27 protein-coding genes are annotated in these 21855 nt (G+C 71.1%); 8 read left to right on the top strand and 19 right to left on the bottom strand.

Annotated elements, in window-relative coordinates; genetic code table 11:
- Positions 1–219: 219 nt before the first annotated feature.
- Together AQI95_RS49195 and AQI95_RS29035 are read right to left on the bottom strand one after the other, a co-directional pair.
- A complete protein-coding gene (locus AQI95_RS49195; RefSeq protein WP_244188879.1) occupies positions 220–984 on the bottom strand; it encodes a DUF317 domain-containing protein in 765 nt (254 codons plus the stop codon).
- 295 nt (positions 985–1279) lie between these two features.
- A complete protein-coding gene (locus AQI95_RS29035; protein WP_067130180.1) occupies positions 1280–1687 on the bottom strand; it encodes a hypothetical protein in 408 nt (135 codons plus the stop codon).
- Between the two features lie 211 nt (positions 1688–1898).
- On the opposite strand from AQI95_RS29035, the gene AQI95_RS48375 reads away from it, so the two are divergent.
- Positions 1899–2198, top strand: a complete 300-nt coding sequence (locus AQI95_RS48375; protein WP_067130183.1) for a hypothetical protein — start codon at positions 1899–1901, stop codon at positions 2196–2198.
- 11 nt (positions 2199–2209) lie between these two features.
- On the opposite strand, the gene AQI95_RS29045 is transcribed toward AQI95_RS48375, so the two are convergent.
- From AQI95_RS29045 to AQI95_RS29125, 17 genes are all read right to left on the bottom strand, one after another.
- Positions 2210–3085 (bottom strand): SPDY domain-containing protein, encoded by an 876-nt coding sequence (locus tag AQI95_RS29045; protein ID WP_244188880.1) that lies wholly within the window; start codon positions 3083–3085, stop codon positions 2210–2212.
- 15 nt (positions 3086–3100) lie between these two features.
- Positions 3101–3733 (bottom strand): HAD-IA family hydrolase, encoded by a 633-nt coding sequence (locus tag AQI95_RS29050; RefSeq protein WP_067130186.1) that lies wholly within the window; start codon positions 3731–3733, stop codon positions 3101–3103.
- Complete coding sequence (locus tag AQI95_RS48380; RefSeq protein ID WP_067130189.1) at positions 3730–4893, bottom strand: MFS transporter; 1164 nt, start codon at positions 4891–4893, stop codon at positions 3730–3732. The genes AQI95_RS29050 and AQI95_RS48380 overlap by 4 nt, the downstream gene beginning before the upstream one ends.
- Entirely contained in the window at positions 4890–6116 is a 1227-nt protein-coding gene (locus tag AQI95_RS29060) for an ATP-grasp domain-containing protein (protein ID WP_067130352.1), read from the bottom strand. Before AQI95_RS29060 ends, AQI95_RS48380 begins: the two co-directional genes overlap by 4 nt.
- A gap of 101 nt (positions 6117–6217) precedes the next feature.
- Entirely contained in the window at positions 6218–6547 is a 330-nt protein-coding gene (locus tag AQI95_RS29065) for a hypothetical protein (protein WP_067130192.1), read from the bottom strand.
- Positions 6548–6602: 55 nt separating this feature from the next.
- Positions 6603–7835: an MFS transporter gene (locus AQI95_RS29070; RefSeq protein ID WP_067130195.1), complete on the bottom strand. Its 1233-nt coding sequence runs from the start codon at positions 7833–7835 to the stop codon at positions 6603–6605.
- Complete coding sequence (locus tag AQI95_RS29075; protein WP_067130198.1) at positions 7832–8350, bottom strand: hypothetical protein; 519 nt, start codon at positions 8348–8350, stop codon at positions 7832–7834. Before AQI95_RS29075 ends, AQI95_RS29070 begins: the two co-directional genes overlap by 4 nt.
- Positions 8347–9189: a winged helix-turn-helix transcriptional regulator gene (locus AQI95_RS29080; RefSeq protein ID WP_425264926.1), complete on the bottom strand. Its 843-nt coding sequence runs from the start codon at positions 9187–9189 to the stop codon at positions 8347–8349. Before AQI95_RS29080 ends, AQI95_RS29075 begins: the two co-directional genes overlap by 4 nt.
- A 62-nt stretch (positions 9190–9251) precedes the next feature.
- The gene (locus AQI95_RS29085) at positions 9252–9662 is read right to left on the bottom strand and encodes a hypothetical protein (protein ID WP_067130204.1); all 411 of its coding nucleotides are present in this window, start codon (positions 9660–9662) and stop codon (positions 9252–9254) included.
- Positions 9663–9672: 10 nt separating this feature from the next.
- Complete coding sequence (locus tag AQI95_RS29090) at positions 9673–10122, bottom strand: hypothetical protein (protein ID WP_067130206.1); 450 nt, start codon at positions 10120–10122, stop codon at positions 9673–9675.
- Positions 10119–10586 (bottom strand): hypothetical protein, encoded by a 468-nt coding sequence (locus tag AQI95_RS29095; protein ID WP_107121774.1) that lies wholly within the window; start codon positions 10584–10586, stop codon positions 10119–10121. The genes AQI95_RS29090 and AQI95_RS29095 overlap by 4 nt, the downstream gene beginning before the upstream one ends.
- 102 nt (positions 10587–10688) lie before the next feature.
- On the bottom strand, positions 10689–11036 hold the full coding sequence (locus AQI95_RS29100) for an SH3 domain-containing protein (protein WP_067130210.1): 348 nt from the start codon (positions 11034–11036) through the stop codon (positions 10689–10691).
- A gap of 152 nt (positions 11037–11188) precedes the next feature.
- Positions 11189–11941 carry a hypothetical protein gene (locus tag AQI95_RS29105; protein WP_067130213.1) on the bottom strand — a complete coding sequence of 251 codons (753 nt, stop codon included), beginning with the start codon at positions 11939–11941 and terminating at the stop codon, positions 11189–11191.
- 30 nt (positions 11942–11971) lie between these two features.
- On the bottom strand, positions 11972–12673 hold the full coding sequence (locus AQI95_RS29110; protein ID WP_067130216.1) for a hypothetical protein: 702 nt from the start codon (positions 12671–12673) through the stop codon (positions 11972–11974).
- 21 nt (positions 12674–12694) lie between these two features.
- Positions 12695–13180, bottom strand: a complete 486-nt coding sequence (locus AQI95_RS29115) for a hypothetical protein (RefSeq protein ID WP_067130219.1) — start codon at positions 13178–13180, stop codon at positions 12695–12697.
- Entirely contained in the window at positions 13177–13728 is a 552-nt protein-coding gene (locus tag AQI95_RS29120; RefSeq protein ID WP_067130358.1) for a DUF4913 domain-containing protein, read from the bottom strand. The genes AQI95_RS29115 and AQI95_RS29120 overlap by 4 nt, the downstream gene beginning before the upstream one ends.
- A gap of 237 nt (positions 13729–13965) precedes the next feature.
- Positions 13966–14721 (bottom strand): DNA-methyltransferase, encoded by a 756-nt coding sequence (locus AQI95_RS29125; protein WP_067130223.1) that lies wholly within the window; start codon positions 14719–14721, stop codon positions 13966–13968.
- Positions 14722–15247: 526 nt separating this feature from the next.
- On the opposite strand from AQI95_RS29125, the gene AQI95_RS29130 reads away from it, so the two are divergent.
- The 7 genes from AQI95_RS29130 (at position 15248) to AQI95_RS29160 (ending at position 21843) form a co-directional block, all read left to right on the top strand.
- On the top strand, positions 15248–16369 hold the full coding sequence (locus AQI95_RS29130; protein WP_067130226.1) for a C40 family peptidase: 1122 nt from the start codon (positions 15248–15250) through the stop codon (positions 16367–16369).
- Positions 16370–16809: 440 nt separating this feature from the next.
- Positions 16810–17127: a DUF6112 family protein gene (locus AQI95_RS49200; protein WP_079071537.1), complete on the top strand. Its 318-nt coding sequence runs from the start codon at positions 16810–16812 to the stop codon at positions 17125–17127.
- The gene (locus tag AQI95_RS29140) at positions 17127–17792 is read left to right on the top strand and encodes a hypothetical protein (RefSeq protein WP_067130233.1); all 666 of its coding nucleotides are present in this window, start codon (positions 17127–17129) and stop codon (positions 17790–17792) included. Before AQI95_RS49200 ends, AQI95_RS29140 begins: the two co-directional genes overlap by 1 nt.
- Before the next feature lie 15 nt (positions 17793–17807).
- Entirely contained in the window at positions 17808–19205 is a 1398-nt protein-coding gene (locus tag AQI95_RS29145) for an SCO6881 family protein (protein ID WP_067130236.1), read from the top strand.
- A gap of 86 nt (positions 19206–19291) precedes the next feature.
- Entirely contained in the window at positions 19292–20764 is a 1473-nt protein-coding gene (locus AQI95_RS29150; RefSeq protein WP_067130239.1) for an SCO6880 family protein, read from the top strand.
- A 9-nt stretch (positions 20765–20773) separates the two neighbouring features.
- On the top strand, positions 20774–21394 hold the full coding sequence (locus AQI95_RS29155) for a hypothetical protein (protein WP_067130242.1): 621 nt from the start codon (positions 20774–20776) through the stop codon (positions 21392–21394).
- Entirely contained in the window at positions 21391–21843 is a 453-nt protein-coding gene (locus AQI95_RS29160; protein ID WP_067130245.1) for a DUF6238 family protein, read from the top strand. Before AQI95_RS29155 ends, AQI95_RS29160 begins: the two co-directional genes overlap by 4 nt.
- Positions 21844–21855: the final 12 nt, after the last annotated feature.

Raw genomic sequence — 21855 nt, forward strand, 5'->3', positions numbered from 1 at the left:
GAGTGCGCTGATACCGGCGATATCGAGCTGGCGGCGACCGGGGCCAGCTGCACCCGCGAGTAAGCGACGTACGTCACAGCGAGCGGGGCATCCCGAGAGCTATGGACGAGCCGCACGAACTCCGCGCCGAGGACGAACCGGCCTGACCTCGTCCGGACACACCACGGCCCCGGGAGTCAGTGATGACAGTCCCGGGGCCCGTGGCGTGGGTAGGTTCGGTCAGTTGGTGTCGGCGCTCTCACTCTGCTCGGGCTTGGGCTTCGTGCAGCGGCGCGCGGCGACGAGCGTGCAGATGCCGCCGGCGAGCAGGAATCCGGCTCTGCCGAGAATCCACGGGGTGGCGTCGGCACCCGTGTGGGCGAGGGACCCGGCCGGGGTCTTCGGCGCCGCTGATTGCGCCGGGTCCGGAGACGGGACGAGCGAGGACTCGGTGTCCGGGGTGCCGGAGGCCATCGGGTTGGGCTTCGACCCGCCGGAGACGGTCGGCTTGTCCGTGGGCACCGGCGGGGTTCCGGTCGGCTCACCGGCGGGCTTCGGCGTGGCGGCGGTCTTGGTATTGGCGACGGTCACGGTGACCGGCGCGCCGGGACCGGCGGTGAAGAAGCTGCTCCCGGAGACGGGCCTGGCGAGGTACGCGTCCGGGCTCTGCTGGTATGCCTCGGCGAGGGCCGTGGTGAAGGCGGTGGCGAACTCGGTGGGGCAGCTGTCGTTCAGGCAGACTCCCCAGGCGGGCGGCCCGAAAGGGTCTCGGTAGGCGTTGATGCGCCACAACCCGTCGTCCTCGCCTTCCGGCAGGTAGCCGAGGCGGACCTTGCGGTCGGGCGCGTGTATGTAGACATTGCCGAGGTCGTCGTGCTCAAGGTCCCAGCCGAGAGCGAGCAGTGGCGCGAGGGCGGGATCGCCGGTCGCTGTGCCGGCGGCGAGGTAGCGCGGGAAGACGTAGACGTCTCCGTCGAGGGGGTGTGCATCGTCGTGGGGTGGCACGCGGCTCCTGGTGTGCGGGTCAGCGGGTGCGGGCGGCTGCCAAAGAGGGCGAGTGTGGAACGTCGCGTATTTCCCCAGCCGGAACTTCATGGAATGGGCCATGGACATCGTGGTGTCGCCGCCGACGTCTGCATGCGTACGACGGAGCCGCTCCTCGATTCCCACGGTCGCCAGGGTTCCCGGGCCGCCTGATAGCCGCCGATCATCAGGGCTGGTCAGGGCGGTCAAGGATGGGCGAATGCCCAGCGCGAAGCGCCGCCGAAGGCGTCCTTGAGGGCACTGTCCAGCCCCACACTCAGCAGTCGGGCGGCCCGTCACCGGCCGCAACCCGCTGGGGAATTACGTGGAGCCGAAGGTATCGCTGACGAGGAATTTCATGAACGCTCACAGGCAGAGGAGGCGGGGTCTTCCGGATGCCAGGCGTAGTGGCGGAGTAGCGGCGCAGAGCGGTGCGCACGACCCGTTCCTGTTCCTCGACGGGGCGCTGGTCGAGGAGGACCAGGCTCCGGGCGACGGCGGGGTCGAAAGGCGATCGGGTGCCGACGGCTATCTCGGCCGCTGCCACCGCTTCGAGCACCACGCCGAACTCGTCCGGGATGCCAAGCAGTTCGCCCGCGTGGAAGTCGTCGTCCAGGCAGTCGGCGACGATTTCGAGGAGCAGGTGGGTGGCGGACTCCAGCCGGGCGCGGAAGTCGGGGTCCACGAGCCAGAACCCGTTCGGCCCCGGTGCCGGCGGGCGGCCGGACAAGGCCAGTTGCTTCGCTGATCTCTTCGGCTGGGGCAGTGGCAGCGGGGAACCAGAGGGCGGTGTACTGGTCGATCGCTCGGCGCAGCTTTGTGGTCGCGGCCCCGTTCCACGGCGGTTCGCCGCGGTCGTTCCAGTCGCGGACGACGCCGTACCCGTCATCTCCGGGGTGCCGGTCGACGGCTGTGTCGCGGCTGCGGAAGGTGTCGTGGTCCGTGAAGGTGAGGATCGCGGTGTCCAGGACGCCGCCTTGCTCGGTGTGGAGGATCTGCAGTCGCAGGCCGTCGTATTCGCCGAGGCGGATGGCGCGGGAGAAACCGATCCGCAGGCGCAGCGGGGAGCCTGGGGTGGGGGTGGCGTAGTAGGTGTCACCGACGACGGCGCCCTCGGTGAGGTCGAGCTGCTGGGTGAAGAACTGCTCGGCGTGCAGGGACATGGCGCGCCCTTCGCTGTGTGGGGAGGGACGTAGGGCGGGGTGGTTCAGCGGCGGGGCCCGAGGCGGGCGCCTGCCGGGGCAACCGGCGCCGGCGTGCTGGTGGTCCAGCGGCGGACGCTGCGGGTGGCGGGAGCGGCTGCGGCTGGGCGCCGGGCTGCCGCGGCCTGCTTCAGGTCGAGCGGGGTCGGCGTGGCCGGGCGGGGCGGCTCGACGGGGGTGAGTTGGGCCCGCTCGGCAAGCCGCGGATGCAGGGAGTCCTTGTACCGCAGGACGGGGGTGGGGTCGACGAGGGCAGCGGCGGTGGCGGCGATCAAGTGCTTCGGGGTGCGCGCGGTGAAGATCGCTTCTGCGCGGGTTCCCCAGCCCGCCGGTCCGGCCCACAGGGTCACCAGTTCGGCGTTCTTGCCGGTGCTGACGACATTGATGCCCGCTCCGGCCAGCCCGTCCGGGGAGACGAACTCCAGGATGCCGTGCCGGAGAGGTTTTCGTTCCCAGCCCGCGTCGAGCAGGGGCTTGACCGTGTCGGTCCGGTCCCACGACCGTGACATCAGGAAGGTGTCGCTGTCTTCGGTCCATTCCGCGGCGAGGGCGCTGGTGAGAGCTTGGACGATCTCGGGCGGCGTGTTCTGGTTGATCCGTGCCGTCCAGCGGGGTTCGGACACGGGGTCCTCGGCCGCGCTGATCACCCATGTGTCGTAGTCGTCGCCGAACCAGCCGATGCGGATGCGGTGGTCCGGCGAGGTGATGACGAGCTGGCACGGCCCGGCGTCGAGGTGATGGTGGGGCCAGTGGGCAACCGGGGCGAAGCTCGGGTCGGCGTGCCCGGGCAGTCCGGCGAGGTAGCGCGGGGAGACGTAGACATCCCCTTCGGAGGCGGGCTGGGTTTGGTCGGGAGAGATGGTGGAGTCCTTGGGAGGCAAGCGATCGGGCAGAGGTCAGCCGGTGTGCTGCAGGAGGACGGCTTCCAGTTCGGCCGGTCGGCCGGTGTAGTGCAGCGTTTGCAGGCCCAGGCGGGCGGCGGCGTGGCAGTTGTCGGCCCGGTCGTCGATGAACAGCACGCGTGCGGGATCAACGGCGCCGAGGGCGGCCAGCGCCTGCTGGTAGGCGGCCGGTTCGGGCTTGCACACGCCGAGACGGGCCGAGTAGAGGGCGGCGGTCATCAGCTTGCGCCGCCAGCGGGTGGTGTCGAGAACGTCGCTGAGGGGGTGGGGCGCGTTGGAGAGCATCGCCATGGTCAGCCCGATACGGCGGGCCCGGCCAAGGACGGCGAGGACCTGGCTGTCGGTGTGTGTCCACATGGCGGTGTCGGTGGAGCGCAGTTGGCGCAGCATCCGCGGTCCGGGGTGGGAGCCGAGGACCTTGGCCCAGAAGGCCAGGTCGCTGAGCTGGCCGACGTCGTACGCGTCGCGGGACTTCCAGAACGCCGTCTGGAACGAGGCGATGTCGCCGGGCCATGCGGCTGTCCGGGCCAGGCGCTGCCACTGGGCGAGGCCGGGCTGCACGCCGATGACGCCGTTGTAGTCGATGAGGAGGGCGTCAATGCCGGTCGGGGAAGCGGGGATGGTCACGGGGTGGGGGTCTCCAGGGCTTTGCGGGACAGGACGGCGACGACGGCCGCGAGCAGGGCGGGCAGCAGCAGGGCGGTGGACAGGGAGGTGACGGTGGCGAGGGCGCCGATGAGGGCGGGGCCGGCGAGCAGTCCGGCGTAGCCGGTGACCGCGACGGCGGCGACCGCGCGGGGGCCGCCACATCCGGCGGCGGTGATCAGGCTGGGGATGGTGACAGACAGGCCCAGACCGAGTGCCGCCCATCCCGCCAGCGCCGCCGGGATGCCGGGCAGGACCAGGCCGGCGGTGAGCCCGGCCGCGGCGAGCACGGCTCCGGCACGCACCAGCGTCGGGGCGCCGAAGCGGGCGGTGAGGCGGTCGCCTGCGAGCCGTCCGGTGGCCATGCCCGCGCTGTAGAGGGCGAACGCGGCGGCGCTCAGGACGGTCGGGGCGTTCAGGCTGTGCAGGTGCACGGCGGCCCAGTCGGCAGCGGCCCCCTCCCCCAGCAGGCTCGCCGCGGCCAAGGCACCCAGCAGCCACAACCGTCCTCGCGGCAGACCCTGCGCATCCTTCGTATCCGCCTCACGCCCGGGGGCGGCCGGCGTCGGCTCGTCGAGCGCGTCCAGGCGGCGTGCGGCGGGAGCCATGGTGAGCGCCGCCGCGGCGACGCAGGAGGCGGTGATGGTGAACAGCCAGGTGTGGGAGGTGCGGGAGCTGAAGGCGGCGAGCGCAGCGCCGCCGAGCGCGCCAAGGCTGTAACTCGCGTGCAGGGACGCCATGATGGGGCGGCCGAGGCGGTCCTGGCAGCGGACCGCTGCGGCGTTGGCGGCCACGTCCAGCACCCCGTGCGCGATGCCGAAGGCGAACGCCCCCGCAGCGAGCGTGGCGGGCGTGCGGCAGACGCCGAGCACCACCAGGGCGGCGGCAAGGCCGACCGTGCCGCTGGTCAGCAGTAGCGGCTGCCGGGCCGCGGCAGCCAGGCGCCCGCCGGCCTGCAGGCCGGCGACCATACCGAGGGCGGCGGCGAGCAGGACCAGGGCGAGCGTTGCGGTACTCAGGTGGGCGGTCTGCTGCACGGCCGGCATTCGCGCGCCCCAGACGGCCATGACCACCCCGAGCCCGGCGAAGTAGCCGGTCAGCAGACGGCGGCCACACTCAGCGGGGGAAGTCGCCGCGCTCACTGGGGTATGCCCTGGGTGGGGGCGGTGGTCGGGTGGGGTGCAACCTGGACAGTGAGGTGGCGGTATGCCTCCCGCGAGCGGGCCTGGGCGAGGGCGGCGGTCGGACCGGTGGTGATGAGGAAGCCGACGCGGGCGGTGAACAGGTCACCGTCCGGCGGCAGGACCAGTTCGTCGGCGACGTCGTGCTGGAAGTCGATGCGCTCCAGCCACGGCGCCTGCTCGGCAAAGCCTTCGGTGAGGTGGCGTGCAGTGAGGATGCCTGGGTGGGCGGGGTAGATCATGCGGATCGCCGCCGCCCGGCTGCGGGTGCGGGTGAGGTCCGGGGCGCGGTTGCAGGCGATGTCCGCCGCGGCACGGGCGAGGTCGACGCCGGTGGCGAGGTGCACCAGGTGGCCGATCATGTCCCCGCCGAGGCGGGCGTTGACCTCGATCAGCCGGGGACGGCCGTCGACCAGTCGGAGTTCGACGTGGCTGACCCCGTCGGTGATACCGAGCGCCCGGACAGCTGCCTGCGCGGCTGGGGCGACGTCGGCGACCAGCGGATCGGCCGCGTCCACGACGTGCGCGATCTCCTCGAAGTACGGCGGCAGCCCCACCGTCTTGCGGGTGACGGCGACCACTGTGGTGGTGCCCTGGTAGGTGACGCATTCGACGCTCACCTCCGGCCCGTCGAGGTACTCCTCGACCAGCACCTGGGTGCTCTCCGCCCCGTGACCGGCTGCCTGGGCAGCGAAGGCGTAGGCGTCCGGCAGTTCCTCCGGTGTGTCGATGCGGATCACTCCGAGGCTTGCCGCTCGGGCGGCGGGCTTGAGGACGACGGGATAGCCGATGTGCCCGGCGGCGCGGGCCGCTTCCTCGAGGGTGCGCACGACGGTCGAGGCCGCGGAAGGAACGGCGTGCCGGGCGAACAGCACCCGGGAAGTGGCTTTGTTGCGGCAGCCCTGCATCACCTCCGGGCCGGGCGTGGGCAGGCCGAGCCGGCGGGCGAGGCGGGCCACGGGCACGAGGTACCACTCGGTCCAGGTCATCACCCCCGCCACCGGGTGCCGTTCGGCCAGGGCCAGGCCGGCTTCGGACAGGGCCGCCTGGTCCGTCGGGTCGGCCACCTCCCAGTCCAGGAGGAAGGGGCGCTCCCAGGTCGGTTCGGCATCGGTGATCAGGACGACGTCGTAATGGGCGGCAACGTTCTCAAGGCAGTACGCGCGGTATGACTCGGCTGCCATGTCAGCGGCGGCAACGACCAGGACGACGGGACGAAGCGGCAACACAAATGCTCCAACTCAAAGTACGGGCGGGGCGTGAGGGATGGTCTGGCGGGGCGTCGTCAGAGGCTGCGGCGGCGGCGCAGCTCGAACGCGAAGGCCCAGTGAGGGTGATCGGCGATCAGCTTGCGCGCGTACAGGGCCGTGAAGTTGTTGTTCAGCCCGCCCACGCCCTCGGGCAGACGCCAGCGCAGCGCCTCGAACAGGGCCTTCAGGCCGATGCGGGTAGCACCCGCCGCGAGCCGCTCGGCGGTCAGCTCCTCCAACACCGAGTAGACGTGCGGGTGTTCACGGTCGAATGCGTGGAACTGAGCGGTGATCGTGCCGGTCCGCGCCGAGGCGGCGTCGAAACGCGGCAGGAGGTCGTGCTCGGCGACGTGGGACGTGAGCATCAGGGGGCAGCCCTTCAGGACAGCGGACAGGGGCGGGACGAGTGCGGGGTGAAGGTCAGGCGGCCGGCAGGCGCAGCCCCGGGAGGGTGCGCAGCTTCGTGAAGGCGACGGCCAGGCCGAGCGCCTGCAGGGCGGCGCAGGCGCCGATCGCGTGGCCGAGCAGGCCGGGCGGAATGACGGCGACGAGCAGGCCGGCGGCAGGGAAGGGCAGCAGGAGCAGCAGGATCGTCACCGCCAGGGTGCTGCCGAACACCTGGGGCGGGATGAGACGGGAGCGCAGGGTGCGCAGCACGACGGTCAGACCGCCCTCACCGGCCATCAGGACGGCGATCAGCAGGATGTATCCGCCGTAGGTGTGGGCCTGGGCGACGGCGAGCGTGGCCGCCGCGGCGACGGCGCCAGCCACGCCGCCGACGGGCCACAGGCCCCACCGGTCGATCGCCCGGCGGCAGGTGGCAATCGCGAGGAGGGAGGCGACGGCCGCGGCGGACCAGATGAGTCCGGCATCCGCGCTGGAGCGCCCCATCTCGCTCACCACGATCACCGGCATGGCCGCCTGGAGCAAGGCGATGGCGGTGTTGGAGACGAGGAGGCCGCCGATCAGCCAGGCCAGGGCGGGAAGCGAGCGCAGCGTCCGCCAGCCCGCCTGCAGCCCGTTCTTCCCCATCGGCTCACCGCTCGGGTCAGTCCGCCAGCGGGAGCTGAGGGTGGCGGCGAGGAGGGAGAACGCGGCGAGCGTTGCGAGCATGACGGCCGGGCCGCCGTGCTGCAGCAGCAGGCCGCAGACCAGGGGACCGGCGAGCATGGCGCTCTGGTCGATGGCCAGCAGAACGGACTGCACCCGGTGCGCCCCCGCTCCGGCCGCCCGGCTCGCCTCGCCGCCGACGGTCTCGGCCGCGACATAACTGAACTCGGTGAGGAAGCCGGTCAGTGGGGCGAGCGCCATGACCGTCACCGCCCCGGGCACCCCAATACGAGGATCTGCCAGCAGGAGTGCCGCGGTCAGGACGACCAGGGCCCGCGCCGCGCACGCGGTACGAAAGACGCGGGCGGTTCCGTGGCGGTCGACCACGGTGCCGGCCACCGTGAACGCCGCCAGACGCGGCACCCATTCCAGCGTGAAGGCGAGTCCTGTCAGCGCCGCCGACCCGGTGACGGCCAGGACGAGCAGGGGGACGCCGTAGGTGGTCATGGCGAACGCGGCACCGTCGGCGGTGCGCGGCAGGTAGACGCCGCGCACCAGAGACGGGGCCGGCCGACGGGCGTGCCGGGCGATCCGTGCCCTCACGCGGCAAGCTCGGACTGCTCAGCGCTCCCGGCAAGTTGCGGGTTGGCCTCAAGCCACTGCTGAAGGAGGTCGTGCGGACGGGCCAGGTCCCTGGCAGCCTCCGCACTCGGCAGCAGCACGTCCGTGCGTGTCGTGACGCCGCGCTCCCCGGTCGCCACGGGTGCCGTGGCCAAGAGAGCGAGGGTGTGCCGGATCCGGCCGGTGAAGTCGCTGACCGGCGCCGGATAGGCGTGGCGGCGGGCCCAGCGGGCCAGCGTGTCGTAGACGTCGGCCAGCTCCTCGCCGGCCGTGGTCAGGCTGAGGCCGGCGCCGGGCCGGACACTGACGAGATCCCCAGCGCGCGCCATGTCCGTGGCCTGACGCAGGTCATCGACCGGCAGGTCGGCAAGGATGCGTGCCGTCTGGCGCACAGGGATCGGGCCGTTGTCGTCGATCTCGGTGATCAGGCGGATCAGGGCCGGGGAGGACAGCACCGTGCAGGCGTGCTGGAAGTCGGCCGGGTTGGTGGTCTTCATCGGCGCGGGCCTCCTGCCGTCAGCGCCTGCGGGCGGGGCGGGGTGGCGTGGGAGAACAGGTCGCCGCTCTGCCAGGCCAGGGACGGGGCGTGGACGGTCCTGTTCGGCGGGGGCACTGTGACCGGGGCCGGCAGCTGCGAGGGCGACTGATTGCTGACCCACCTCTGCGGAGCCGGGGCGGCCTTGAAACGGCCCCAGACCGGGTGCTGTGCTCCCTGCGGGAGGGGGGCTCCGGCTGCCCATGCGGACAGCGCGCCGAGGACAGGGCCGAGACCGGCACCGGAAGCGGACAGCCGGTAGGGCTGCCCCATACCGTCGGTGTCGACCAGGGCATCGGCGACGAGCTGCCGCAGCGGCGGGTAGACCGAGGTCACTTCGTTGCCAGGCATGACGAGCCGGGCCAGCGTCCGCCCGCCGGCCTCGCCACGGATCTTCAGCACCCACAGGATCGCGGCAGTGTGCCGCCCGCTCAAAAGCGCGAGGCTGTCCTCGATCTGCTCGATCGCCGACAAGGGCTGCTCCGGTTTGCCCAGGTAGCGCTCGGCCCAGGTGGCGACCAGCCGCAGCACTGTCATCAGTTCGGCCGCGCGGTCGGTATGGCCGTAGGTGACGTGCCGCGAGGAGTGCTCGTCGCGCTGGACGAGGCCGGCCTCGCACAGCTGCCGCAGCTTGGGACTGAGCTGGCCGCTCTGCAGCCAGGGCACCTCATGCACGATCTCCTGGTAGCGCAGCGGCTGCCCGGCCAGGGCTGACAAGATCCGCACGTTCCACCGCGGAGTGAGCATGGCGAGTGCCTCGGAGACCCGGGCGATGTCCGCCGAGGTGTCGGGATGCAGCATGATGGCCAATGGAGGAACTCCAGTGTGATTCAAGGGGCTTCAGGGGGTGCCCGCGCAGCGGGTCAGCGGCCCGGAGCAGCGCTGACGGCCGGAGCGGCGGGCGCGGGTGCGGCGGGCGTGGGAGCCGGTGAGGGCTCGGGCGGACAAGCGCGTCCCAGGCTCTGGACGACCGCCGCAGCCGCCGTGGTCTGCACGTCACGGACGGCGACTGCTTCGGCCAGTCGGCGGGCGCAGTCGAGAACGTGCGAGACCTCGTGCGCATTGATCTGCCGCTCGGGTTGGATCAGTTGGGCGAGCCGGTCGCGGTGGACAACGATGCTCCGCTCGGCGAGAACGAGGTCGTGGTGCATGCCGAGGAGCGCCGAGAGCATGCCGGGCGGCTGGTCCCGGACGTGAGCGTGGAGGCCGGCGAGCGGGGCGCCGTACAACTCCTCGATCCGTCGGGCTATCTCGGTGGACGTCGGGTGGGGCAATCAGGGGCTTTCACGGTCGAAGGACCCGCCCCGCCCCGGCACGCTGCGGTGCCGGAGCGGCGGCGGACGCCGGCAAACTCGTGCGGACCGTCGGCTGTACCGTGCGGACGGGCCAGGGCTGCCGGCCGGGAGGCGGCATGCTGCGCAGCAGCTCATCCAGCGCGGTGCGGTATCCGAGGCGAGCATCGAGCGCCGCTTGAAGCCACTGCGTGTCCATCCGCAGGTCTTCCGCGGACAGTTCACCCATGTCACGCTCAGGCGCCATGGCCTGGTGCACGCGGTCGCGGACACGGGCGACCTGCTCCTCGGCCAGGGCGAGGAAGGAACGCAGCTCCATGGCGCGGATCAGGGCGGCGGAGGCATCGGGGCCGACCGCCCTGTCGTACAGCTCGGCGACCGGGGCGCCGAAAACCTGGTGCAGTCGGCCGTCCGCGGTACTGGGCTTGGACTGGACACTCACCGCAGCACGCCCCTTCCCGCCCTCGGCGCCGCCGCGGGCACAGCGCCGGCCGGCACCGCCGGGCCCCGCTGTGTCCCGCTGAAGCGGGCCAGCCGCTCGGCGGCCAGGCCCGTCTTCCCTGGAGCGTTGGGGTCGAGAAGCCACCGCACGGCCATGGCCCGCCCGTCGCGTGCGGCCACGGCCGCATTGACGCGGTGGGCCAGGTCCATCGTCGGGGCGTCGACGACCTCGGCGCTCTGGGTCTGGAGCGCAGTGAGCAGCTCGTCCTCCGCGCGTTCGAGGACCGCCTGGGATGCGACGAGAAGCCGGTGCCAGCTGACGATTTCGGTTGCGGCCAGATGCACGGTCGGCGCTGCGGCGACCGCGGCCTTCAACGAGTCCATGCTCATGCCGAAATGGCCTTCGATCTGTGCCGTGAGCACGTCCACGACATCGTCCGTGCTGTCGGATATGTTGCCGGGCAAGGAAACTCCTCTTTCGTGGGGCCCAGCGGCCCCGCTATTTGGAGCGGGAAGCGAGCGCTCAACTCGCGGCGTTCACCGATGGGTTGCGTGCCGAGGGTCTTCTCAGTCGAGGCACATGCGGACGTCGCGGTAGACCCAGGTACCGGACACCCAGCCCGTTACGCCCGTCGTCCTGTCCGTGATGTAGTGCCAGTTGCCACTGGTCTTGTGGACGGTGAACTTGTGGCCGCGGTAGAGGATGCCGACGCTCGTGGACTTGGCCGACGCCTTGGAGCGGATGGTCACCGCGCTAGTGCCGATGACCCACGGACCGGGGTCGTTGCAGGACTGGGCGGCAAGCGCGCTGCTCGGCGCGGACGCCGGGGCGGCCACGGCTGTGGTCGCCGACGCGACCGGCAGAGCGAGCGCGGCGAGAGCCGCGGCGGATATCGCAATTCGGGTTGAGCGCATGCGGAATGAACCTCCGTACAGGAAAAGGGAATGCGTTCAAATGCCGCCGGGACTGCGTGTCCCGGCCGCTGCATCAAGAGTCCGGAGAATCGACCATTTGGCCAAATGCCGATCATCGGCTATGTTCCGCCGAGCCGACTGGATTCTGATTCTCAGCGGGAGCGGCCCGGCGGGCGCGGAACACCAGCTTTTGCGGGGAGAGTCTGCTGGATGGAAGACGTGGTCGGCCTGACGGGCGGAAGCGAGCCGGCCGTGCCGAAAAGCCGGTCCTGGCACCACTGAACGGCTTCTTCAGCCGTGGCGAAGCCGCCCTCGCGCAGGGTGTAGGTCCACGCCTTGGTGTCGAACTCGTCGACCACGACACGGAACGGGGATTGGGCACGTGCCTCGAGGGCGCGCAGGGCCACCACGGTGACGTAGTCGTCCAGGTCGTCGCGGGTGTAGGAGTACCCGAGGCCATAGTGGTCCCCGTCCCCCATCAGCCGCCGCTCAAGAGCCCGCGTCTCCTCGTCCGCCGGATCAGGGCCCAGCCGGGGATCACGCTCGATGGACTGGCGCGGGCAGCCCCGGTGAATGAGCCAGGACTGCGCCATCGCGGGCAGCGGCAAAACCTCATGCTCGAAACGGAACGTCCGCTCCTCGGGATTGCGGTGCAGGTGGAGAGCGACGTACTGAGGGACGCCCGGATGGTCGCCGGGCGCGGAGTCGTGCAGGACCCAGTAGCTGTGAACGCCATCGGCACTGTGGTGCTCGGCCAGCGGGACGAGCATGTCCGAGTTCACGCCGATCTCGCGGTAGAACGCATCGACGGCTTCCTCGTCGGCGTCGACACCGTCCAGCAGGACATCCGTGTCCGGAAGACACCGCCACCGCTCACCGGGCGGGGACGATTCGGCAGAAGACATAGAACCTTTCGGCAGAGGGTTCGGGACAGGTCAGCGCCGATGGGCTGAGGGCGAGGGCCACGCTCCCGGCCGTGGCGCGGGCTTCGCCGCCCCGGCCGGTTTGCGGGGGCGGGCCGTGGTCAGTGCGGCGCGTCCTGCTTCGGTCAGGGTGACCGGCTGGCCTGCCTGGGCGGAGTGGCTGGTATCGACGGCGACGAGGCCGGCACCTTCGAGCCGTTGCAGCTCGGCGTGGGGGATGCGGGTGCCGGAGGCGGCCGTCACCGAGAGCCGGCCGGTCAGGAGATTCTGGTAGAGCTTGGCGCCGCCGGCGATGGCGAGCAGCGCAGCCTGGTCGGCAGCCGAGATCGCCTCTCCGCCGGCAGGCGGTGCCGTCCGTGCGGCGGCCTCGACCAGCTCCAGTATGGCGAGCACCCGCCGTGCGGCGGCCTCGCGCTCCCCGGCGGCCTCCTCCAGCTGGTCCACGATGCGGCCGACGCGCGCGAACCACGCGCCGTCGACGGGGAACTCGCCGCTGGACAGGCGGTGGAGGTGGGTGCGGTAGAAGGTCACGGCGGTCTCGGCCTGGACCAGTTCGCGGTGCAGGTCGACCAGGCGGGTGTACGGCTCGTCGAGGATGCCGCGGTCGCGGTGGGCCCACAGAGCGTCGACGTCCCTTCCGGTGACGGCCTCGAGACGCTCATCGAGCGGGGAAACCGCACGCCGGACTGCCGTCGGCGCGGGATCAGGAGACATGGGCGGGGACTTTCATAGACTTCAGCGGGCATGGTGCTGAACCGTGTTCTGGGCGGGCCGGGGCAGGCCCGGCATCACGGACGGCAAAGGTCCCGGCCGGGACACGGCGGCACGAGGGGTGAGCTGCGGGGAGCGGGAGCGGGCCGCGTGTGTGTGGGCGCTCAGCGGCCGACGTGTCATCCCCAGGCGGCGTCCGACCTCGTCGTAGACGTCGTTGCCCGCCCGCGGCCGGATGGCGACGACATAGATCTCGCGACGGTGCGCGGACGTCTCGGGTGCCGCACGCACGCCGTAGACGACACGCCAGTCCTTGCGGGCGTCCACGAACAGCTTGCGGTAGCCCTCCAGGTCGCCGGTGAGCCGGAGCCCGCAGCGATCGGCGTTCACCACCTCCTGCAGGTAGGAGAGGGTGAGGTCGCGGATGTCGCTGGGGGCCTGGAGGAGGTCGGTCAGGGCACGGGGGTCGAAGCTCAGCCCGAACGCCGGCGGCTGCTGCCTGGCGCTCATGCAGCCAGCTCGTGCTCACCGGGCCCGGCCGCCGCCGGCCCGGTCTGCGGCGCCTTCTGCGCCCGCGCCGACCGAGGCGGCCCGGGAAGGATCCGGTGCGCGGGACGCTCCGGAGAGGTCATGCACGCCGACAACGGTCCGCCGGGGGCACGGATCGCTGCCATGGCATGGGTGAGGAAATCGCGGTGCCACACGAACATCCCGGACAGGCCCGCCTCGGGATCCTTGTGCTGCTGGTAGGCGAACCACAGGGCATGGAGCCAGGCCACGACGTCGTTGTGCTCCTGCCACTGCAGGCACCAGGGCGCCGCCGTGGTGACCTCCGCGCCGTAGACCGGCATGAACCAGTCGTCCACCCAGTCACTGAGCGCGTCGAGTTCGTCCTCGTACTCCTCACCCTCAAGTTCCAGAATGGGGCGCGGCTCCGGCGCCGCCGGGGGCGGCCCGCCGAACCCCGGCATGCCGAACGCCGCGAACGGCGACCCGCCGCGCGCGGGGGCGGAAGCGAGGTGGTCGAGCTGCTGGGCCTGCTGCGCCGACTGCTCCATCAGCCGCCGGACGCTGGCCTCGATCCCCTCCAAGTGGGCATCCGGTACACGAACCGGTTCCAACTCCCCCTCGGCCGGGGGTTCTACGGATTCAGGCATGAAAACAATGGCCTCCTACTAGCCGTGGACATGAACAGGAAGCGGACGCCGGAAACGAGCAGACCCAGTAGGTGGACGGGCAGCCCAGGCTGGATCGCGCACGGTGTCACCTTCCGCGCGTGGAATGCCGTTGTGGCGTCAGGCGGTCAGGACCAGATCGTCCTGAGTGAGGGTTTCGCGGAGCGTCTGCGTGAGCCGGTCGGCAGCGATGGACGCATAGTGCTGGGTCTTCTCCACGCCGATGAAGTCGTAGCCTTCGAGCAGGGCGGCGACGCCGGTTGAACCGGATCCGGCACAGAAATCGAGCACCGTGCCGCCAGGCGGGGCGATCTTGACCAGCTCGCGCATCACCTCGACGGGCTTTTGCGTGATGTGCTTGCGGTCCTTGCCCGAGGGCTGTGACGCACTGTAGAGACCCGGCAGATACACCGGATTACGCGAGGCGTCGATCTTGCCCTTGGCGCCCCACACGATGTACTCGCAGTCCTGGCGGAACTTGCCCTTCTGCGGCCTGGCCTGGGGCTTGTGCCAGGTCAGCACGCCCAGCCACAGCCACCCGGCCGCCTGGAACGCGTCGGTGGTGGCGGGCAGCTGACGCCAGTCGGTGAACAGCAGCGCCGTGCCGCCGATCTTGGTGGCGCGGTGCGCCTCGGTCATGATCTGCGTGAGCCACAGCGTGTAGGACCTCTGGTCCATGTTCTCGCCGATGAAGTCCGGCAGCGCATGCTGGGCGTCAGAAGAGGTGTACTTCTGCTTCGCGGAGCGGCTGGTGCGCTCCTTCGCCGTCCGCCCGCCCGAGTTGTACGGCGGGTCGGTGATCACGGAGTCGACGCAGTCGTCCGGCAGCGTGGCAAGGACACTGAGGGCGTCGCCCTGATGCAGGGAAAAAGGCAAAGAGGAACCCCGATTCGGGTGCGGAAAGTGCGGTGGGATACCCCTCGCGTGCTGGAACGTCCCCGCGGGCCGGAAAAATTGGGCATGCAGAAGCCCTGGCCGCAGACCGGGGAAGGCGAGGGGATTTCTATAACTGTAGGACCGGATCGGCAGACGACCAAGAAGTGCCCGCCGGAGGTGCCGGATTCCGGCACCTCACGCCGACTTTTTGGTCAACGGCCGATTCGGGCCTACTGTTTTTGTATCGCCCGGTGCACACCACCGCTGGCGCTCTCCCCCACCCTGCCTCGCGGAGGTTCCCCCTTGCCTGGGCACACCTAGCTCAACTTTTCGGCCCTGTACGGCGAGCGGCTACTCGCCTGCGCCGGCCGACACCCCGCCGATTCGCCCACCCCGGCCGCCGCGCTCCCTTTCCACACCGCCCTGCGCACGCGGCGCGCCGGACACCGCACCCGAAGGACCCCTGCATGACATCTCGTCACCCGCCTCTGTCCGAAGACCCTGACCTGCAAGCCGGTCGCACGGGTTGAAGGCGATCGCCGCCGGCATCGGCGTCGTCTTCCTCACCCCTCTTCTCCTCGGCGGCGGCGCCATGATGATGGCCGCCTCCAGCGAAGCCGCCCAGAACGCGACCTCATCCCTTGACTGCATGTCCGACGTGGACACGAGCAAGATCACCGAGCAGGTCACGAAGATCCTCGACGGCGCGGACGCCTCCCACGTCCACATCAAGGGCCTTGACCTGCCCGGCGAGCAGATCCCGAACGCCCAGACCATCGTCGCCACCGGCATCAGCCTCGGCGTCCCGATGCGCGGTCAGATCGTGGCGCTGGCCACCGCTCTTCAGGAGAGCCAGCTGCGCAACCTCGGCGGCGGCGACCGTGACTCTCTCGGCCTGTTCCAGCAACGGCCCAGCCAGGGCTGGGGAACCGCCGAGCAGATCCACGACCCCGTCTACGCCTCCGAGCAGTTCTACAAGGCGCTGCTCAAGGTCCACGGCTGGCAGCAGATGACCGTCACCCAAGCCGCGCAGGCCGTGCAGCAGTCCGGCTACCCGAACGCATACGCCCAGTGGGAGCCACTGGCGACCACGCTCCAGAAGGCCATCGCCGCCACCTTCCCCGGCACCGGCGAGAAGGAGACCGGCAAGAACACCCAGAAGCCGACCCCCACGACCGGCTGCGGCACCGCGAGCGATGGCTCATCCTTCGGCCCCATCCCGGAGGGCACCGTCCCGAAGGGCTACAAGATCCCCAAGGGCACCGACCCGCGCGCCCAGAAGGCGATCGTCTGGGCAATGCAGCAGCTCGGGACGATGTATCAATGGGGCGGGTCCTGCACCAATCCACACGGCCCCGACGCGATGGCCCGCTGCGACTGCAGCTCGCTGATGCAGCAGGCATACGCCCACGCTGGCATCGCCCTCACCCGCACCACCTACACGCAGGTCGGCGAGGGCAAGGCCGTGCCGATGAAGTCCCTCAAGCCCGGTGACCTGCTGTTCAGCCGCGGCACCGCGGCCCGCCCGGAGCACGTCGGCATGTACATCGGCGAGGGCCTGGTCATCGAAGCGCCCCGCACCGGCAAGCCCGTACGGATCACGCCGCTCAAGGACTGGGACGTCCTCGCCGCGCGCCGCGTCGCCTGACCCCGATCCACTTCAAGGTTCCGTCCGAGCACTGTGTCGGCATCGCCGGCATCGGGCCGCCGTGGGCGGTTCCTACCCCCGGCCATCGGCCCTGCTCTGGACTGGGCGTCTTCTGTTCCTCCGGCAGGTTGCCCCCGTCGGGGCCCGACACACCGGATTCCGGCCGGTCCCCTCTCTTCCGTGCCGGCGGCAAGTGGCCGGACGGCTCCCGGCGGGCTGCCTCTCCCGATCCGGGTCCAGCGCTCAGGAAGCGACAGACCAGCCGGATACATCCGCCGTCAGGCCGGCCGGACAGCCGCCCGAAGTTGCTGGGCAGCGCGTCGCCGGATGACCAGTCAGACCGGGACCCGCCCCTTCTCGCGCCGCTCGCGCGCTTCTCCCCTCTTCTTCAACTTCCGCTCTGCCAAGCCTTTTCGGCCTGCGCAGGCTAGGAGCCCGCCATACCCGTTTCACCTATCGCCAACCGATTCGTCCAGCTCGCCTACGACCCGGGCATTTCCCCCAAGGGGGGCGGCCTGCCGGGCCTGTCCGTCCTGAAGAACGTCGTCAACAGCATCAACCTGTTCGGCATCGTCGCCGTTGTCGGTGCCCTCGCCGTCAGCCTCGCTGTCTGGGCGTGGGGCCACCACACCGGTGGCCACCAGGCCGAGGCCAACGGCAAGAAGGGCGCCACCGTCGCCGCCGGCGCTGCCCTGGGCCTCGGCGCGGCCAACGGAATCGTCGCCTTCTTCTCCAGCCTGGGGTCGCAGGTCCACTGATGCAGAAGCCACCCTTCGCGTACGGCGTCGGCTGGTCACCGAACCGCCGCATCACCCTGGTCGCGATCGGCCTGGCATGCCTGCTGGCCATCGCCACCGCAACCGCCTACGTCACCGGCCACAGCAACCGGCAGCACACCGCCACCACACCGCCTCCGAAGCCCAGCTCCACGCCCGAGACCGGCAAGCCCTCCGCCGGGACCGGCTCGCTACCCCTGCCACCGCGAATCTCCGACCCTGTCGAGTTCGCCAAGGCCGCCACGAAGATGCTCTGGTCGTACGACACCCGTTCCACCGCTCAAGCCCAGCAGCTGGCCGGCATGAAGGCATGGATGACCAGGGAGAGTCAGTACGGCGACTGGGCTTCGGTCTCCGCGCAGATACCCGACCCCGTGCTGTGGTCTGAGATGGCGGACCAGAAGCAGCACGCCACCGCGGCCATCGCCGAGGGCCACTACCCGTCCGCCTTCAAACAGGCCCTGTCCGACGATCCCGCCGCGATCACCAAGGCGTACATCTACGCCGTGACCGTCACCGGCAAGCAGACCATCACCTGGGCCAAGGGCGGCAAGGGCGTGGAGGACCGCTCGATCACCCTCGCCGTGCAGTGCCGGCCCTCGGCCGACTGCACCCTCGTCGCCGTCGCCCCGCGCGTCGCGCCCTGACCGGAAGGAGCCCCCGTGGGGTTTTGTGATCTCCCCCTCGCGGACAAGGTCTGCGCGGTCGGCGACGCGGTCTCTTTCGCCTCCGATCCGGGCAAGGCGATCGGCGACTGGCTGGCCAAGAGTGCCGGCGACCTCGCCGCCGCGGCGGCCGACCTGGCGTCCAAGGCCGTCGACACCACCACCCGCGTCGACCTCAACGCCACCTGGTTCCGAGACAACTACGAGACCATCCTGCCGATCGGCCTGGTCCTGCTCGTCGCCACCTTCTGCGCCCAGCTCGTCCGCGCAGCGATCCGACGCGACGGCCAGGCGCTGACGCAGGCGTTCACCGGGACCGCTTCCGGCGTGATCTTCGCCTTCGCCGCCATCGCCCTGACCACCGTCGCCATCGAAGTCGTCGACGCCCTGTCCGCCGGCCTGTTCAAGGCCGCGAACATGGACATCGCCTCCGCGGTCCGCCGCATCGTCAAGGTCGGCTCACTTCCCGGCCTCGCCGGACTCGGCTGGCTCGTCGCCGTCTTCGCCGGCCTCGGAGCAGCCATCGGCGCCATCCTCTACTGGTGCGTCATGCTGGTCCGCAAGGTCGGCATCCTCGTCATGGTCACACTCGCCGTGTTCGCCGGAGCCGGCGGCGGCTGGGAAGTCGCCCGCCGCTGGCGCAAGGGCTGGATCGAAGCCACCGCCACCCTCGTGGTCTCCAAGCTGCTGATGACGATCATCTTCGTGCTCGGGATCGCCGCGATGAGCAAGACCGAGGCCAAGGACGGTCTCGCCGCCCTCGCTGACGTCCTCGCCGGCATCGTCATCATGATTCTCGTGCTGCTCTGCCCGTACGCGACCTTCAGGTTCGTGCACTGGGCGGCCGAAGGATCGGACGGAGAAACGTTGCACCGGGCCGGCGGCGCCGGCGCCCAGCTCGCCAAGCAGCACACCCAGCGCGTCGGGAAGAAGGCCGCCGCGATGGCGGCAACCGCCGGAACCGGCGGCGCCGCTGCCGGAGCCAGTGCCGCTCCGCAGGGCCCTGACTCGGTCCCTGGCCAGGGCGGCTTCCCCGGTGGCATCGCCTCCACCTCGCCTCAGGACAGTACCCAGAGCGCAGGTTCGAACGGCTCGTCCGACAACAACTCCAGCGCGTCCGGCCTGGAGAAGGCCGTCCAGCCGCCGCCGACCCGCATCGGCGACGACACCAGCGGCCGGATAGGCGGCAGCCCCGGCAGCAGCGCTGGCGCGAGCAGCGGCTTCGGACAGGGTGCCGCAGCAGGCAGCCAGGAGGGCGGATGGCAGTCCTCCCCGCCGACGACGACCCCGCCGCCGCAAGGCGCACCGCCCTCCTTGGGCACACAGCCCTCCGGCATGCAGAACTCGGGAACGAACGGGCCGGCCTCGCCGCCGCCTGCACCGACCGGACTCTGACCCCCTTGCCCAATGCCCGCTGACCTGGGGGCGGGAACGTTCCACGCCCACCCGCCCCCAGGCCCCTCGCTCCAGGACCGCACACCCTGTCCGACATCGCCATTTCCCCGGCCACCGTCAAGTTCCCGCACAGGAGCCGCCGAGGCATCCTGCTCGGCCTCACCCTCCCCCAGCTCCTCCTCGTCTCCGGCGCGCTGGCCCTGCTCCTGGTCACGGTCGTCACGACCGGACTGCTCGGCGCCGTCGCTCTGGCCCCGCTGTGGGCGACGGCCGCCGCGCTGGTCGCCATCCGCCGCCAGGGCCGCTCCCTGATCGACTGGGCGCCGATCGTCGCCCGCCACGCCTGGCGCCGCCGCACCGGGCAGGCCCTGTGGCTCGCCCGGCCCATCACCCGGCCCCGGCAGGACGGCATCCTCCACCTGCCCGGCAGCGCCGCCTCCCTCAAGGTCGTCACCCCCGGCGACTCCGCCAACCAGGCCGCCGCCGTACACGACCCGCACCGCCAAACCCTGACCGCCGTCGCCCGCGTCAGCAGCCGCGCGTTCGCCCTGCTCGACCCGGCCGCCCAGAGCCACAATGTCAACGGGTGGGGCCGCGCCCTCGCGGGCATCTCCCGCACCGGGCATGTCGCCACCGTGCAGGTCCTTGAGCGCACCGTGCCGGACTCCGGTGACACCCTGGCCCGGCACTGGGCCCAGCACGGCCGCCCCGAAGCTCCCGTCGCCGGGCAGGTCTACTCCGAACTGGTCGCCTCGGCCGGCCCGGCCGCCGCCCCGCACGAGACGTACCTGGCGATCTCCCTCGACCTCAGGGCCGCCAAACGCCTCATCAGCCAGGCCGGCGGGGGGCTGCCGGGTGCGTTCACCGTCATGGAGCAGGCCACCGCCTCGATCGCCCAGGCCGCGCGGAACGCCGGACTGATGATCACCGGGTGGCTGTCCGCCCGGGAGATCGCCGCGGTCGTCCGCACCGCCTACGACCCGGGGGCACTCGCTGCGCTCCAGCAGTGGTCCCCGACCGGCCGGGCGGAAGCCGACCCGGCCGCCGCCGGGCCGGTCGTCCAGGTCGAGGAGTACGACCGGATGGCCACCGACTCAGCCCGCCACGCCACCTACTGGGTGGAGAACTGGCCGCGCACCGAGATGGGCGCAGGCTTCCTGCACGGCATGATGTTCACCGCCGGGGTCCGCCGCACCCTCTCTCTCACCTACGTGCCGCAGGGGCTCGAGTCCGCGCTGCGCGACGTCCAGCGCAAGAAGGCCGCGATCATCGCCGACGCATCCGAGCGCGCCCGGCGCGGCCAGGTCGACAGTGAAGAGGACTCCGTCGAGTACGCCGACGTCAAATCCCGTGAACGGCAGCTGATCGCCGGGCACGCCGACGTCGCCCTGACCGGCCTGGTCACGATCACTGCCGACACCGACGCAGCTCTGGACGCGGCGTCGGCGCAGATCGAGACAGCCGCCGTCACCGCCGGCGTCGACCTGCGCCGCCTGTTCTTCCAGCAGCCCGACGCCTTCACCGTCGCCGCACTCCCCCTCGCCCGCACCACCCTGTAAGCCCTCCAGTTGCCTGGACACGCACTGACATCGATCACCGACCACGACCATCTGCTGCGCGAACTGCGGGACGTGCTCGCCTCCTGCCAGGAACTCATCGCCCGCCACCATGCCGCCCTCGCCGCATACCTCGACGCCGAAGGCGAGGTGATCGAGGAGAAGTATCCCGAGTACGACGACACACGGATCAGCACAGCCATAGAGGCAAGCGACCATCTCCACGACGTGATGATCCGCCTCGCAGTCCTCGTCGTCCCACCCACTCCGCGTGCCTTCACTCTCACGTTCGCCGGACACGAGCGACACATCGGTGAAGCCCCGACGAGTTTCGTCATCAACGCCACCAGCCTTGACGACGCCGCCCTCATCCTCGTCGGGCTCCCGAGCTGGCACGAGTGGTACCTGGCCGAGGCCGCGGGCGACGGCGGAGCGGACATCGTCTATCTCCCGGAGCAAAGCCATCCCGGTCTCCCAACGCTCGGCGAATTCGCCGACCTCCGGGCGGAACAGAGATCCGGCACGTCCCAACACGCCTCCGCGGTGCCCAACAGCCCCCGCTCCGCCGCCCCCGTCACCAGTCCCAGGCCGACCCCCGCTCCCGCCAACCCGGCGGCAAGGACACCTCATTGACCCAGCCCCACACCACCGCATCCGACGCGTTTCCCTACCTGCGGGCCGCCACCGCCGGAGTCCGCCACCACACCCGGGCCCTGAGCCGTTCGCCACAGCCGGAGCCGGTGGGCCGCTCGCACCTCGACACGCTCCACGCCCACTGCGTCGAACTGCACCGGCTCATGGACCAGTTGGCCGAGACCGTCCGGCCCCCGCATCCCGGAGCGGGCCGCCACCTCGCCGCCGCGCACACCCGGCTGTGGCAGGCCACGACCGAGATCCACGCGGCCTTCCACCTCCTGCCGGCCGCCTCCGAGCCGTCCACGCAATGCCGCCCCGAGCAGCTCCCGGAAGGACCGCCCTTCCTCACCATCTGCCAGCGCCACCTCGCCGCCTGCCACAGCGTCCGCCGCAAGACCACCCCCGCCGACCTCAACCGCCCGCACACCACCGCATGCATGCGATGACCAGCACCCGCC

The sequence above is a fragment of the Streptomyces yokosukanensis genome (assembly GCF_001514035.1).
Taxonomy (GTDB): domain Bacteria; phylum Actinomycetota; class Actinomycetes; order Streptomycetales; family Streptomycetaceae; genus Streptomyces; species Streptomyces yokosukanensis.